The sequence below is a fragment of the Monashia sp. NPDC004114 genome (genome assembly GCF_053603855.1).
This window is the reverse complement of sequence record NZ_JBSGGK010000005.1, coordinates 214,962-227,889: the sequence shown is the minus strand read 5'-3', so window position 1 is coordinate 227,889 and position 12,928 is coordinate 214,962. Positions and strand designations below refer to the sequence as shown.

Sequence of the window (12,928 nt, the reverse complement as noted above, 5' to 3'; positions counted from 1 at the left end):
CGCCGGATCGCGCCGACCAAACCAGGAGATCACGCACCACGAAACCGCCCCCGGAGGTGGCCCTAGTGAGCAAAGAAGCTCTAGAGCGCGTGGACGACGATGCCAACGTCGCCATGCAGAACTCGCCCGAGTTCGCCGAGCTGAGAAACAAGTTCAGGCGATTCGTGTTCCCGCTGACCGCGCTGTTCCTGGCGTGGTACTTCCTCTACGTGTTCCTGTCGGTGTGGGCCAAGGACTTCATGGGCACCCGCGTCTTCGGGAACATCACGTGGGGCCTGATCCTCGGGCTCCTGCAGTTCGTCTCGACATTCGCCATCACGATGTACTACGCGCGGTGGGCCGACCGGGAGTTCGACCCGCGTGCCGAGGCCCTCGCCCAGAAGATGGGAGGGCACCACCAGTGAGCGCCGTCATCTCCGCAGCGCCGTCGTTCGCACCCGCTGCCACCAGCGTCGGCAACCCGGCCATCAATATCGCGATCTTCGCCCTCTTCGTCGTCGTCACCCTGGCGATCGTCATCCGGGCCTCGCGCAACAACCGCACGGCCGCGGAGTACTACGCCGGCGGACGCGCCTTCACCGGCCGCCAGAACGGCATCGCCATCGCCGGCGACTACCTGTCGGCGGCCTCGTTCCTCGGCATCGCCGGGGCGATCGCCATCAACGGCTACGACGGGTTCCTCTACTCGATCGGCTTCCTCGTCGCGTGGCTCGTCGCGTTGCTCCTCGTCGCCGAGCTGCTCCGTAACGTCGGCAAGTACACGATGGCCGACGTGCTCAGCTTCCGGCTGCGTCAGCGGCCGGTCCGCATCGCAGCGGCGATCTCGACGCTCGTCGTGTCCTTCTTCTACCTGCTCGCACAGATGTCGGGAGCCGGCGGCCTGGTCGCCCTGCTGCTCGGCGTCGAGGGCCAGGTCGGGCAGCGCGTGGTCATCGCGATCGTCGGCGTGCTCATGATCTTCTACGTCATCTACGGCGGCATGAAGGGCACGACCTGGGTCCAGATCATCAAGGCGGTGCTGCTCATCATCGGGGCTGGGCTCATGACCATCTGGGTCCTGGCCAAGTTCGGCCTCAACCTCTCGAGCCTGCTCGGCGACGCATCGACGGCGTCGCAGGAGGCCGGCGGCAAGGACCTGCTCCAGCCGGGCCTGCAGTACAAGAACCCGATCGACTTCATCTCGCTGTCGATGGCGCTGGTCCTCGGCACCGCCGGTCTGCCGCACGTGCTCATGCGCTTCTACACGGTGCCGACCTCGCGCGAGGCCCGCCGCTCCGTGGTCTGGGCGATCTGGCTCATCGGCATCTTCTACCTGTTCACGCTGGTCCTCGGCTTCGGTGCGGCCGAGCTCGTCGGTGCCAAGGAGATCAAGGGCGCACCGGGTGGAGTCAACTCGGCTGCGCCGCTGCTCGCCTTCCACCTGGGCGGTGAGATCCTCCTCGGGATCATCTCCGCGGTCGCGTTCGCAACGATCCTCGCGGTCGTCGCCGGCCTCACCATCACGGCGAGCGCCTCGCTGTCGCACGACATCTACAACACGGTCGTGCGGGGTGGGAACGCCACGCCGGAGGAGGAGGTCAAGGTCGCTCGGATCGCCGCGCTCGTCCTCGGCGCGTTCGCGATCGTCGGCGGCATCTACGCCCTCGGCCAGAACATCGCATTCCTCGTGGCACTCGCGTTCGCGATCGCGGCGAGCGCGAACCTGCCAACGATCCTCTACTCGCTCTTCTGGAAGCGGTTCAACACCAGGGGTGCACTCTGGAGCATCTACGGCGGCCTCATCAGTGCGATCACGCTGATCATCTTCAGCCCGGTCGTGTCGGGAAAGCCGGTGGACCCGGTGACGGGCAAGAGCCCGTCGATGCTCCAGGGCCTCGACTTCCACTGGTTCCCTCTCGACAACCCGGGCATCATCTCGATCCCGCTCGGCTTCATCCTCGGCTACATCGGGACCGTGACGAGCAAGGAGTTCAACGCGGCCAAGTACGCCGAGATGGAGGTCCGCTCGCTCACCGGCCACGGCGCGGAGGTGGCGACCCACCACTGACGTCGCACCAGCCCTACCCCCCCATCGAGTGGCCACGCACCCTGCCCCGGGTGCGTGGCCACTCGCCTGCCAGGGACCTGGCAGCCCGGGTGGCTGCCGCATCGCCGGGTATGCCGCGGGGACGGCCCCGACGCTCACGCCCGGGTATGCCGCGTGGCTGGGCCGGACGGCATACCGCCCGGGTGGGGGCTGGGACTCGGGGTCGATGCGGGTCAGAGGATGACGAGGTCGTCGCGGTGGATGACCTCGCGCTCGTACTCGGGGCCGAGGTCGCGGGCGAGCTCACGGGTCGACCGGCCGAGCAGCGCCGGCAGCTCCGACGACGAGTAGTTGACCAGGCCACGGGCGACGGGGATGCCTGCGGGTGAGCACACGTCGACCGGATCGCCCTCGTGGAAGGTGCCCTCGACGGCGGTGATGCCCGCAGGCAGGAGTGACTTCTTGCGGTGGACGAGCGCGGTGACCGCGCCCTCGTCGATGACGAGCCGACCGCGGGCTGTGGTGGCGTGCTCGAGCCAGAGGCGGCGGGACCGGCCTCGCACGCCGATCGGCAGGAACACCGTGCCGACGTCCTTTCCGGCGAGCACGTCCGCGACACGGTCGGCGGCGGTGACCGAGGTGAGTACACCTGCAGCCGTGGCGATCCGGGCGGCCTCGATCTTCGTGGTCATGCCTCCAGTCCCGACCTTGGAGCCGCTCCCGCGGATCTCGACGTCGACGAGGTCCTGCGGCCCGCGGACGACGGGGATGCGCGTCGTGCCCGGCCGGCTCGGTGGCCCGTCGTAGAGCGCGTCCACGTCGGACAGGAGGACGAGCGCCTCGGCGTCTACGAGATGCGCCACGAGGGCCGCCAACCGGTCGTTGTCGCCGAACCGGATCTCGGTCGTCGCGACCGTGTCGTTCTCGTTGACGATGGGCATCGCTCCGAGGTCGAGCAGACGCTCGAGGGTGCGGCGGGCGTTCGCGTAGTGCGTGCGACGTGTCATGTCGTCGGCCGTCAGCAGGACCTGGCCGACGACGATGTTGTGTGCCGCGAAGGCCTGGGTGTACGCCGCCAGCAGGGCGCCCTGCCCGACCGACGCCGCGGCCTGCTGGCTCGCGAGGTCGCGCGGGCGCGACGCGAGCCCGAGGGGACGGAAGCCCGCGGCGATGGCGCCCGAGCTGACCAGGACGATCTGCGTGCCGGCCAGGTGCTGGTGTGCGAGCGCGTTGGCGAGCGCGACCAGGCGGGCGTGGTCGATGCCGCCGTCGGTGCCGGTCAGGGAGCTGGAACCGACCTTGACGACCAGGCGCCTGGCGCCGCTGATGACCGAACCCGGTGACACACCTCGACTCTAGTGAGCAGCGACGTGCCGCTGCGCAGACGTCCACGCCCGGCTCGTCGGTCGGCGTGCCGACGGACATACGAAGGTCGCTCCTGCGGTGGCCGGGCCTGCGTGGACGCCTCGCGAGCGCGGGTTTGATGTGTCCGTGGGGACAGAGGACGCGCCGGCCGAGCCTGCGAGACGACCAGGGCTTGACCGCGCCGAGCCGGTGATGTGCAATATATTGCATGCCGATCCCGCAGACCGACGCGCCGCCACGACGGGCACTACTTCGCGACGACGTCTACACCCGCCTGCGCGACGCGATCGTGGACGGGACCCTGACGCCGGGGGAGCAGCTGCGCGACCAGGAGGTCGCTGCGTGGCTGGGGGTGAGCCGGACGCCGGTGCGTGAGGCGCTGCTCCGGCTCGGCCAGGCTGGGCTGGTCAATGCCGCGCCGGGCCGGTCGACGACCGTCGCCACGCTGGACGCGCGCGCCATCCGCGATGCCCAGGCTGTCGTCGCGTCGATGCACCAGCTCGCCGTGGAGCTCGCCGTCCCCCAGCTCGGCGCGAGTGACATCGCCTCGATGCGGGAGGCGAACGACCGCTTTGCGACGGCCCTGCGGCGCGGCGACGCCGAGGCGGCGGTCGCCGCTGACGACGACTTCCATGCTGTCGCCGTCCGGGCTGCCGCGAACCACGCGATCGAGACGGTCCTCGAGCAGTTCACGCCCGTCCTGCGCCGGCTCGAGCGGCTCCGATTCACGTCCCTGTCCGGCCGCGCGTCCGTGGCCCTGCACGACCGGCTCACCGACTTCTGCGAGGCGGGCGACACCGCTGCAGCGGCCGAGGTGGCCCATGAGACCTGGGAGACCCTGCGCCCGCTCATCGCGGCACTCGAGGACGCCGACCAGGACCGACCCACCTGAACGGCATACCCGATCAGCATCGGGATGCCGGAACCCAGCACGCCGACCACGCACGCCCCGAAGGAGACCCGCATGTCCATCTACGACTTCGAGCGCTACCCGCTCACTTTCGGCCCCAGCCCCGTGCACCCGCTCGACCGGCTGAGCGCGCACCTCGGCGGCGCCCAGGTCTGGGCCAAACGGGAGGACGTCAGCTCCGGACTCGCCTTCGGCGGCAACAAGACCCGCAAGCTCGAGTACATCGTGCCCGACGTGCTCGCCCAAGGGGCCGACACCCTGGTGTCGATCGGCGGGTACCAGAGCAACCACACCCGGCAGGTCGCCGCGGTGGCCGCGAAGCTCGGCCTCAAGTGCCGCCTGGTCCAGGAGAAATGGGTCGACTGGGACGACCCCGTGAACGACAGGGTCGGCAACATTCTCCTGTCGCGGATCATGGGCGCCGACGTGAGGCTCGACCCGGCCGGTTTCGACATCGGCATCCGAAGGTCGTGGGAGGACGCCCTTGCCGAGGTCGAGGCGTCCGGGGGCAGGCCTTACGCCATCCCGGCGGGCGCGTCCGAGCACCCGCTCGGCGGGCTCGGCTTTGTGGGCTGGGCGTACGAAGTGGCCGCACAGGAGCAGGAGCTCGGCGTCTTCTTCGACACCATCGTCGTGTGCACCGTCACCGGGTCGACGCACGCCGGCATGATCGCCGGGTTCGCCGCGCTCGAGGACGCCGGCGGGCGCCCGCGACGGGTGCTGGGCATCGACGCCTCGGCCACGCTGGACAAGACCCGCGACCAGGTCGGCCGGATCGCCCGCAGCACCGCCCGCCTCATCGGGCTCGAGCGTGACGTGCGGGACGAAGAGGTCACGGTGCTCGACGGCTGGGCGGGCGACCTCTACGGCATCCCGGTCGAGTCGACCATCGAGGCGATCCGCCTGTCCGGGCGTCTCGAAGGCATGATCATCGACCCCGTCTACGAGGGAAAGTCGATGGCCGGGCTCGTCGACCTCGTCACGTCCGGCGAGATCGCCAGGGACTCCACCGTCCTCTTCGCCCACCTCGGCGGCCAGCCCGCCCTCAACGCCTACAGCGGGATCTTCGACTGACGCCTCCCATGCTCTAGGGGTCGTTTCCATGAGCACAGACTGCTTCGCCACGGGTCGTATGCTGGCCCGCGCGGTCCCAGCCCACGGAAAGGATGCGTGACCCGCGGCCACGCAGACCTACGCTGGTCGCATGACGCAAGCGATCGACCCCGCCGTCGTCGACTACGTGACCGGTCTCGCCGGGCAGGCGCGGGTCGCCTCGCGACGGCTCGCCCTGATGTCACGCGCCGAAAAGGACGCCGCGCTGCTCCACCTCGCCGACGCCGTCGAGGCCGCTGCACCCGCCGTCGTCGCGGCCAACGCGCAGGACATCGAGCGTGGCCGGGCCAACGGCATGACCGAGAGCCTGCAGGACCGGCTGCGTCTCGACGAGTCGCGCGTGCGCGCGGTGGCCCAGGCGCTGCGCGACGTGGCCGCCTTGCCGGACCCCGTCGGCGAGGTCGTCCGGGGGTCCACGCTCGCCAACGGCCTGCAGATCCGTCAGGTCCGGGTGCCGATGGGCGTCATCGGCATGATCTACGAGGCACGTCCCAACGTCACCGTCGACGCCGCGGGGCTAGCCCTCAAGTCCGGCAACGCGGTCATCCTCCGCGGCGGGTCGGCGGCAGCGAGCACCAACCACGCGCTCGTCACCGCCATGCGCGACTCCCTTGCCGCACAAGGTCTTCCGGTCGATGCTGTCGCCCTCCTCGAGGAAGGAGGCCGCGACGCTGCCCGCGCCCTCATGACCGCTCGCGGCTACGTCGACCTCGTCATCCCACGTGGCGGAGCGGACCTCATCCAGACCGTCGTCCAGGAGTCGACCGTGCCGGTCATCGAGACCGGCATCGGCGTGTGCCACGTCTACGTCGACCGGCGGGCAGACCTCGACAAGGCGCAGGCCATCACGTTCAACGCAAAGACCCACCGCCCGAGCGTCTGCAACGCGGCGGAGTCGCTTCTCGTGCATCGCGACGTCGCGGCCGACTTCCTTCCCAAGGCTCTGACGGACCTTGCCGGGGCCGGGGTGAGACTGCACGTGGCACCCGAGGTCACCGAGTACGCCGAGGCTGCGGGAGCGGCATACGACCTCGCGAGCGAGGCCGACTTCGGCACCGAGTGGCACGGCCTCGAGATGAGCGTCGCCGTCGTCGACGACCTCGACGAGGCCATGGAGCGGATCCGCCGGTACGGCACGGGCCACACCGAGGCCATCGTCACCGAGGACCGCGCGGCCGCACGACGCTTCACGGCGGAGGTCGACGCGGCGGCTGTCATGGTCAACGCGAGCACGCGGTTCACCGATGGTGGCGAGTTCGGCTTCGGAGCCGAGATCGGTATCTCGACCCAGAAGCTGCACGCCCGCGGCCCGATGGCGCTGCCTGAGCTGACCACGACCAAGTGGGTGGTCGAGGGCGACGGACACGTGCGCTGACGGGCGCCCCGGGGGCACTCCGGACCTGATGGCATGATGTCCCACCATGGAAGGCACCGAGGTCCGCAAGCTCGCTGAGCTGGAGGACACCCACTGGTGGTACCGCGAGCGTCGTCACCTCCTTGCCAAGGCGATCGCCGGAATGACCCCCGGCCGCGCCATCGACATCGGAGCGGCCGGAGGTGGCAACACCCGGGTGCTGCGTGAGCACGGCTGGGAGGCCGTCGCCCTGGAGTACGGCGCCGACGGCGCGGAGGTGGCGCACACGCGTGGCCTGGCCACGCTGCGCGGCGACGCCACGAGCCTGCCGCTCGCGGACGACTCCCTCGACCTGGTCATCGAGTTCGACCTGCTCGAACACCTGCACGACGACGACGCCGCCGTGGCAGAGGTGCACCGGGTGCTCAAGCCCAATGGCACGTACCTCGTCGCCGTTCCGGCCGACCCGCGGCTCTGGTCCAGCCACGACGAGGCGGTGGACCACGTTCGGCGGTACACGCGCGAGGGCCTGCTCGACCTGCTCGACCGTGGACGGTTCGAGGTGACGGACGTGCGCTCCTGGAACGTGCTACTGAGGCCGGTGGTCGCGATGCACCGCCGGACGAGCAGCGGATCGGACCTCGAGGACCTCAACCCGGTCGTGAACTTCGGGCTGCGCACCATCATCACCGCGGAGCGCTACCTGCCCGTCAAGTCCCTGCCGGGCGTCAGCCTGCTCGTGCGCGCACAGCCGCGCGGCTGACCGCGACGCCCGCACGCTGGGCTGACCGCGCGGCCGCGTGCAGGCTGACCGCCGGGCCCACCCCGTGGCACTGGGGCCGGACCCGACGCAGTCGGGAATCAGCCGAGCAGCTGAGTGTGCTCCGGCGTGCCGGCCGGTGCGGTGTTCGGCGTCGTGGCCTGCACGGTGTCCTGGGTGGTGTCCTGCGTGGTGTCCGGCGTCCGCTCGCGCGACGTGCCGCCCGGGTGCCCGTTGGCGCTGAGGCTGCCGGGGGAGCCGGCGGCGACGAGCGGTCCGACCGGTCGCGCGACCGGCTCGCCGGCCACGTGGATCGGGGCGGCGGTGGGCTGCGCCGGAAGCGGTGTGTCGGTGGGTCCGTGCTCTCGGACCTCGGTGGTCATCGAGTCGTAGGCGATGAAGTACGTCGGGCGCCCCTGCATATGGGCGTACATGCGACCGATGTACTCCCCGAGGATCCCCACGCAGACGAGCTGGACGGCCCCGACGCCCGCGACGATCGCCACCGTCGAGGTCCAGCCGGCGACGGTGTGCCCCTGCGAGCGGGCGACCAGGGTGTAGATGAGCAGGAGCAGCGCGAGCACCGCGCCGCCGAGGCCGGCGAATGTGGCCATCCGCAGCGGGGCCGTGGAGAAGCCCGTCAGCGAGTCGAGCGAGAGCTTGACCATCTTCATCAGCGGGTACTTCGAGGAGCCCGCCGCGCGCTCCTCGCGCTTGTACTCGACGGTGTCGGACGGGAAGTTCAGCGCGGGGACGATGAAGCGGAGCACGCGGTTGTGCTCGGGGAGGCTGTTGACCGCGTCGACCGTGGCCCGCGACATGAGGCGGTAGTCACCCGCGTCCGCGTGCGCCTTCGTCGGCGACATGAGGCCGATGAGCCGATAGAACATCTGCGCGGAGAACCGCTTGAACCACGTGTCGGTGGACCGGTCGCTGCGCACGCCGTAGACGACGTCGACGCCGTCGTCCTTCGCTGCGGCGAGCATCTGGGGGATGATCTCCGGCGGGTCCTGCAGGTCGGCGTCAAGCGTCACGACGTAGTCGCCGAGCGCGCACACGAGCCCTGCGGAGATGGCGGCCTGGTGGCCGGCATTGGCGCGCAGCCGGACGACCCGCAGCTGGGGCCACTCGCGGTGGTAGCGCTGCAGCAGCGCCGCCGTGAGGTCCTTGCTCCCGTCGTCGACCGCGACGACCTCGTAGGTGCCGCCCATCCCGTCGAGCAGGGGGCGCAGCCGGTCGACGAGCAGAGGGAGCACCTCCTCCTCGTTGAACATGGGGATGACGACGGAAAGCTCGGGAACCATGACATCTAGCCTACGGCCGCAGGTGGGCTCGCCCTGTCACCGTGCTGGGAGCCCGCTGTGCCGTAGCGTTCGGACGGTGACGTCGCCGAGACCAGAGCGCCGCGGGGACCGGACGCCGCCGGCGGGCTTGCCGTCCGTCGGAGGTATGCCGCCCGGAGGCCTCGCCGTCGGCACACCTGTCGCAGGGCGCTTCACGAAGTGGGGCGGAGGGCCGCACTGGGAGTGGGCCGGTCGCTACCTCGGGGCGGACGTCCACGGCCACTGGTGGTACGCCCCGCCCGGCACTCGATGCGTCCGCCCGGGGATGGACTTCGAGGAGGCGGTCGGCTGGGTCTCGATGGTGCCGCACATCGGGGCGTATGCCGCGGGCTTCTACCCGGACCCCAAGGAGATCAGCGTCTACGTCGACATGACAACCGAGCCCCGCTGGCAGCGCCGGACCCCCGGCTCCCAGCTGGGGGACGGTCGGGACGCCCCGCTGTGGGAGGTGGCCATGGTCGACCTCGACCTGGACATCGTGCTGACGCGCGAGGGCGACCTGTACGTCGACGACGAGGACGAGTTCGAGCAGCACCGCGTCGAGCTCGACTACCCCGCCGAGGTCGTCGCACTTGCGCGCCACTGGCGCGATGTGGTCCTCGACGCCGTCGCGGCAGGGGACGAGCCGTTCGGGTCGGTGGGGCCGGGGTGGCTCCGCCGGGCCGAGTCTGGAGCGCTCGGCGGTCTCCCGGCCCGCCGGACGGCATACGGGGGCTGGCGCTAGGCTGACGGCATGTCTGATCGTGTCTTCGCGCTCGTTGCCGAGGGGGAAGCCGCTCGCGAGCTCCCCATGCCCGTGATCGCCTACTTCTTCATCGTCTTCGCGATCTTCCTGGTCCTTCTCGGGATCACCTGGACGTTCCGCAACACCGCGTACAAGGTGCGGCGTCCCGCCGCCCAGGACCCGCGCCACCCGAGCGGACCTGACGGGTCCCACCACTGAGCATGCGCCTCGGCGTCATGGGTGGGACGTTCGACCCGATCCACCATGGCCACCTCGTCGCCGCCAGTGAGGTCCAGTCGCTCTTCGGCCTGGACGAAGTCGTATTCGTCCCGACCGGCCAGCCCTGGCAGAAGGCCGAGCGCCGCGTCTCACCCGCCGAGGACCGCTACCTGATGACCGTCATCGCGACGGCCTCCAACCCGCGCTTCACCGTCAGCCGCGTCGACATCGACCGGCCGGGACTGACCTACACGATCGACACACTGCGCGACATCAAGGCCGACCGCCCCGACGACGAGCTGTTCTTCATCACCGGCGCCGACGCGCTCGCCGAGATCCTGTCGTGGAAGGACGTCGAGCGGCTGTTCGAGCTCGCGCACTTCATCGGCGTCACCCGCCCGGGTCATGTCCTGTCCGACAAGGGACTGCCCGAGGACCGCGTCACCCTCCAGGAGGTGCCGGCGATGGCGATCAGCTCGACTGACTGCCGCGCGCGGGTCGCCGACGGCGAGCCGGTCTGGTATCTCGTGCCCGACGGCGTCGTCCAGTACATCAACAAGTACCGCCTGTATGCCGCCGAGCCGGCCGAGGCGGGCAGCGTCCTGCACGACCCGTCGACCCATCCGACGAGGACCACGCGGGCCGCGCTCGAGAACCATCTGTCCCAAGGAGACTCGTGACCGCTCCAGAACGTTCCCTCCAGCTGGCCAAGGCGGCCGCCGTCGCCGCCGACGAGAAGCTCGCCGAGAGGGTGATGGCCATCGATGTCAGCGACCAGATGCCGCTGACCGACGTGTTCGTCATCGCGTCGGCGCCGTCGGAGCGCCAGGTCGGGGCCATCGTCGACGAGGTCGAGGACCGCCTTCGCGAGCTCGGCAGCAAGCCGGTGCGGCGCGAAGGGGAGCGGGACGGCCGGTGGGTGCTGATGGACTTCGGCGACATCATCGTGCACGTGCAGCACGAGGAGGAGCGGCAGTACTACGCCCTGGAGCGCCTCTGGAAGGACTGCCCCGAGATCGACCTGTCGACGATCGAGACGCCCGAGCGCCCCAGGTCGGAGGAGACCGAGGACGCCGAGGCGTGACCACCAGGCCCCAGGCGCCGGGTCCGCGGCGGATCGTCATCATGCGGCACGCCGAGACGGTCGACAACGCGGCGCGCGTCTGGCAGGGGCACAAGGACACCGACCTGTCAGAGCGCGGGCGTGAACAAGTGCGCGAGGCCGCACCGCACCTTGCGGCATACGGCCCGGTGCTGCTGTTCTCGAGCGACCTGCGGCGCGCGGCCTCGACCGCTGACGCCATCGCCGAGCTGACCGGGCTTGACGTGCGCCTCGACGCGCGCCTTCGGGAGGTGCACGTGGGGCAGTGGCAGGGGATGCACGCCGACCAGGTCAAGGAGCAGTACCCCGATCTCATCGCGGCGCTCGACCGGGGGGAGGACGTCCCCAAGGGAGTCACGGGGGAGACCCGCGCCGATGTGGCCGCACGGGTCGGCGCGGTGATGCGGGAGGTCGAGCGGGAGCTCCTGCCCGGCGAGACGGCGGTCGTCGTGGCCCATGGCGTCTCGGGCCGAGTGGCGGCGGCGGAGCTCGTCGGGCTGTCGCAGGAGCTGTCCGACCGGGTGCTCCGAGGCCTGGACAACTGCCACTGGGTGGAGCTCGTCGAGGCCGGGAAGAGCTTCTCCAACGAGAAGCGGTGGCGGATCGCCGGCTGGAACCTCGGCCCCTGGCGGAGCTGACCTGACGCCGGCGCGAGCACCTCCGGGGCGCCTGTGCCGGCGCCCGATCCGATTTGGGATCGAGCCGGACGACCCGCTATTGTTACGCAGTCGCTTCACCGAGGTGACACCCGTACGGGGCTGTGGCGCAGCTGGTAGCGCACCTCCATGGCATGGAGGGGGTCAGGGGTTCGAGTCCCCTCAGCTCCACCAGATGGCAAAGGGCCGGACACGCTTTTTCGTCCGGCCCTTCTTGCATCTCAAGACGTTTATAGGCAGGCCAGTGCGCGACGGGGTCGCGGGACGTTCTGTCGCGGGACGTTCGCCTCTGGCGCCGCGATCGCTGCTCCGCGATGGTCGGACCAGGAGGTGCACAAGGATGGACAAGGAGACGAACGTCGAGAGCGTCGACGCGACGGTCGATCGCACGGGAGCACAGGGCGAGGATGGTTTGCGGGCACAGGCCATCGAGACGCTGAAGAAGAAGGCGGACTTCCGCGTGCACCTGCTGGTGTATGCGCTCGTCAACGGCATGATCGTCGCGATCTGGATGATGACCGGGAGCGGCTTCTTCTGGCCGATCTTCCCGATCGCCGGCTGGGGCGTCGGACTGGTGATGCATGCCTGGGACGTCTTCATGACGAGGCCCCCGACCGAGATCGAGGTCACTCGCGAGATGGACCGGCTGCGCGACCGCACCTGACGACGGCGGAAGCCGGGTGGACGACGATGGGCCGGACGAGTCACGTCCGGCCCATCGTTCGGTTCGCCACGGGTGTGCGCCGTGAGGCGGCCACGCTCCGGCGGTCAGCTTCAGGCGGTCGCTGCGGGCGGGGGAGTTGTTGCCGGGGCCGCCAGGTCAGCGGTCTCCGCGTGGTAGCGGCCCATGATGAGCAGCGTCACGCCCTCGATGAGTGCCTCGATGCCGACGAGGATGCCGAGCAGCGTCAGCGTCGCGGCCCAGATGTTGAACAGGACGATGAGGCCAAGGATGGTCGAGACGACGCCGCCGATGATGAGCACGACGCGGTCCTCCTTGTCCGATGCGGACACGACGAGGCGGACGATGCCCGAGACGAGGAAGAGCGCACCGGCCATGAGAGTCAGGGACAGCGCCGCGACCGACGGGTTGCGCACCATGAACAGGCCGAGCACGAACATCAGCGCACCGGAGAGGGCGATGAGCCAGAAATGGCCGCCCTCACGGTGGAAGAACGAGGCGACGAACGCCACGAGCCCCGACAGCAGCAGCATCCACCCGATGAACAGCACCGAGACGGCGGTCGCGATCACGGAGTGCGCGAGCACGATGACGCCGGCGAGCAGAAGGAGGATGCCAAGCACGATGTCCCACCCGGTGCGCTTGCGGGTGAGGAACACTTCAGACATGAGTTG

At 70.0% G+C, this 12,928-nt stretch carries 16 protein-coding genes and 1 tRNA gene; 14 read left to right on the top strand and 3 right to left on the bottom strand.

Annotated features, from left to right (window positions below; translation table 11 throughout):
• The first annotated feature begins 113 nt into the window (after positions 1 to 113).
• From ACWEOW_RS09290 to ACWEOW_RS09280, 3 genes are read left to right on the top strand one after another with little or no spacing between them, the layout of a single operon-like run.
• The gene (locus ACWEOW_RS09290) at positions 114 to 404 is read left to right on the top strand and encodes a DUF485 domain-containing protein (RefSeq protein WP_452268943.1); all 291 of its coding nucleotides are present in this window, start codon (positions 114 to 116) and stop codon (positions 402 to 404) included.
• Positions 401 to 2,047 (top strand): solute symporter family protein, encoded by a 1,647-nt coding sequence (locus tag ACWEOW_RS09285; protein ID WP_452268899.1) that lies wholly within the window; start codon positions 401 to 403, stop codon positions 2,045 to 2,047. Before ACWEOW_RS09290 ends, ACWEOW_RS09285 begins: the two co-directional genes overlap by 4 nt.
• Positions 2,048 to 2,075: 28 nt before the next feature.
• The gene (locus ACWEOW_RS09280) at positions 2,076 to 2,270 is read left to right on the top strand and encodes a hypothetical protein (RefSeq protein WP_452268898.1); all 195 of its coding nucleotides are present in this window, start codon (positions 2,076 to 2,078) and stop codon (positions 2,268 to 2,270) included.
• Here ACWEOW_RS09280 and proB read toward each other — a convergent pair.
• Positions 2,260 to 3,372 carry a glutamate 5-kinase gene (proB, locus tag ACWEOW_RS09275; RefSeq protein WP_452268897.1) on the bottom strand — a complete coding sequence of 371 codons (1,113 nt, stop codon included), beginning with the start codon at positions 3,370 to 3,372 and terminating at the stop codon, positions 2,260 to 2,262. The two genes, ACWEOW_RS09280 and proB, sit on opposite strands and share 11 nt — an antisense overlap.
• 227 nt (positions 3,373 to 3,599) lie before the next feature.
• On the opposite strand from proB, the gene ACWEOW_RS09270 reads away from it, so the two are divergent.
• From ACWEOW_RS09270 to ACWEOW_RS09255, 4 genes are all read left to right on the top strand, one after another.
• Positions 3,600 to 4,283: a GntR family transcriptional regulator gene (locus tag ACWEOW_RS09270; RefSeq protein WP_452268896.1), complete on the top strand. Its 684-nt coding sequence runs from the start codon at positions 3,600 to 3,602 to the stop codon at positions 4,281 to 4,283.
• Positions 4,284 to 4,355: 72 nt separating this feature from the next.
• Positions 4,356 to 5,375, top strand: coding sequence for a 1-aminocyclopropane-1-carboxylate deaminase (locus tag ACWEOW_RS09265; protein ID WP_452268895.1), 1,020 nt, complete (start codon positions 4,356 to 4,358; stop codon positions 5,373 to 5,375).
• A 130-nt stretch (positions 5,376 to 5,505) separates the two neighbouring features.
• Positions 5,506 to 6,789, top strand: a complete 1,284-nt coding sequence (locus ACWEOW_RS09260; RefSeq protein WP_452268894.1) for a glutamate-5-semialdehyde dehydrogenase — start codon at positions 5,506 to 5,508, stop codon at positions 6,787 to 6,789.
• A 46-nt stretch (positions 6,790 to 6,835) separates the two neighbouring features.
• The gene (locus ACWEOW_RS09255; protein WP_452268893.1) at positions 6,836 to 7,531 is read left to right on the top strand and encodes a class I SAM-dependent methyltransferase; all 696 of its coding nucleotides are present in this window, start codon (positions 6,836 to 6,838) and stop codon (positions 7,529 to 7,531) included.
• A gap of 98 nt (positions 7,532 to 7,629) precedes the next feature.
• On the opposite strand, the gene ACWEOW_RS09250 is transcribed toward ACWEOW_RS09255, so the two are convergent.
• On the bottom strand, positions 7,630 to 8,832 hold the full coding sequence (locus ACWEOW_RS09250) for a glycosyltransferase family 2 protein (RefSeq protein WP_452268892.1): 1,203 nt from the start codon (positions 8,830 to 8,832) through the stop codon (positions 7,630 to 7,632).
• 76 nt (positions 8,833 to 8,908) lie between these two features.
• On the opposite strand from ACWEOW_RS09250, the gene ACWEOW_RS09245 reads away from it, so the two are divergent.
• The 7 genes from ACWEOW_RS09245 to ACWEOW_RS09215 all read left to right on the top strand — a co-directional run bounded on the left by ACWEOW_RS09245 (position 8,909) and on the right by ACWEOW_RS09215 (position 12,236).
• Complete coding sequence (locus ACWEOW_RS09245; RefSeq protein WP_452268891.1) at positions 8,909 to 9,595, top strand: DUF402 domain-containing protein; 687 nt, start codon at positions 8,909 to 8,911, stop codon at positions 9,593 to 9,595.
• 9 nt (positions 9,596 to 9,604) lie between these two features.
• A complete protein-coding gene (locus ACWEOW_RS09240; RefSeq protein ID WP_452268890.1) occupies positions 9,605 to 9,814 on the top strand; it encodes a hypothetical protein in 210 nt (69 codons plus the stop codon).
• 2 nt (positions 9,815 to 9,816) lie between these two features.
• On the top strand, positions 9,817 to 10,494 hold the full coding sequence (gene nadD, locus ACWEOW_RS09235; protein WP_452268889.1) for a nicotinate-nucleotide adenylyltransferase: 678 nt from the start codon (positions 9,817 to 9,819) through the stop codon (positions 10,492 to 10,494).
• Positions 10,491 to 10,898, top strand: a complete 408-nt coding sequence (rsfS, locus tag ACWEOW_RS09230; RefSeq protein WP_452268888.1) for a ribosome silencing factor — start codon at positions 10,491 to 10,493, stop codon at positions 10,896 to 10,898. The genes nadD and rsfS overlap by 4 nt, the downstream gene beginning before the upstream one ends.
• Positions 10,895 to 11,554 carry a histidine phosphatase family protein gene (locus ACWEOW_RS09225; protein WP_452268887.1) on the top strand — a complete coding sequence of 220 codons (660 nt, stop codon included), beginning with the start codon at positions 10,895 to 10,897 and terminating at the stop codon, positions 11,552 to 11,554. The genes rsfS and ACWEOW_RS09225 overlap by 4 nt, the downstream gene beginning before the upstream one ends.
• Positions 11,555 to 11,670: 116 nt before the next feature.
• Positions 11,671 to 11,746: transfer RNA gene (locus tag ACWEOW_RS09220), tRNA-Ala, on the top strand.
• Positions 11,747 to 11,912: 166 nt separating this feature from the next.
• The gene (locus ACWEOW_RS09215) at positions 11,913 to 12,236 is read left to right on the top strand and encodes a 2TM domain-containing protein (protein WP_452268886.1); all 324 of its coding nucleotides are present in this window, start codon (positions 11,913 to 11,915) and stop codon (positions 12,234 to 12,236) included.
• Between the two features lie 110 nt (positions 12,237 to 12,346).
• Here the strand turns inward: ACWEOW_RS09215 and ACWEOW_RS09210 are convergent, their stop codons facing one another.
• A complete protein-coding gene (locus tag ACWEOW_RS09210) occupies positions 12,347 to 12,922 on the bottom strand; it encodes an HdeD family acid-resistance protein (RefSeq protein ID WP_452268885.1) in 576 nt (191 codons plus the stop codon).
• Positions 12,923 to 12,928: the final 6 nt, after the last annotated feature.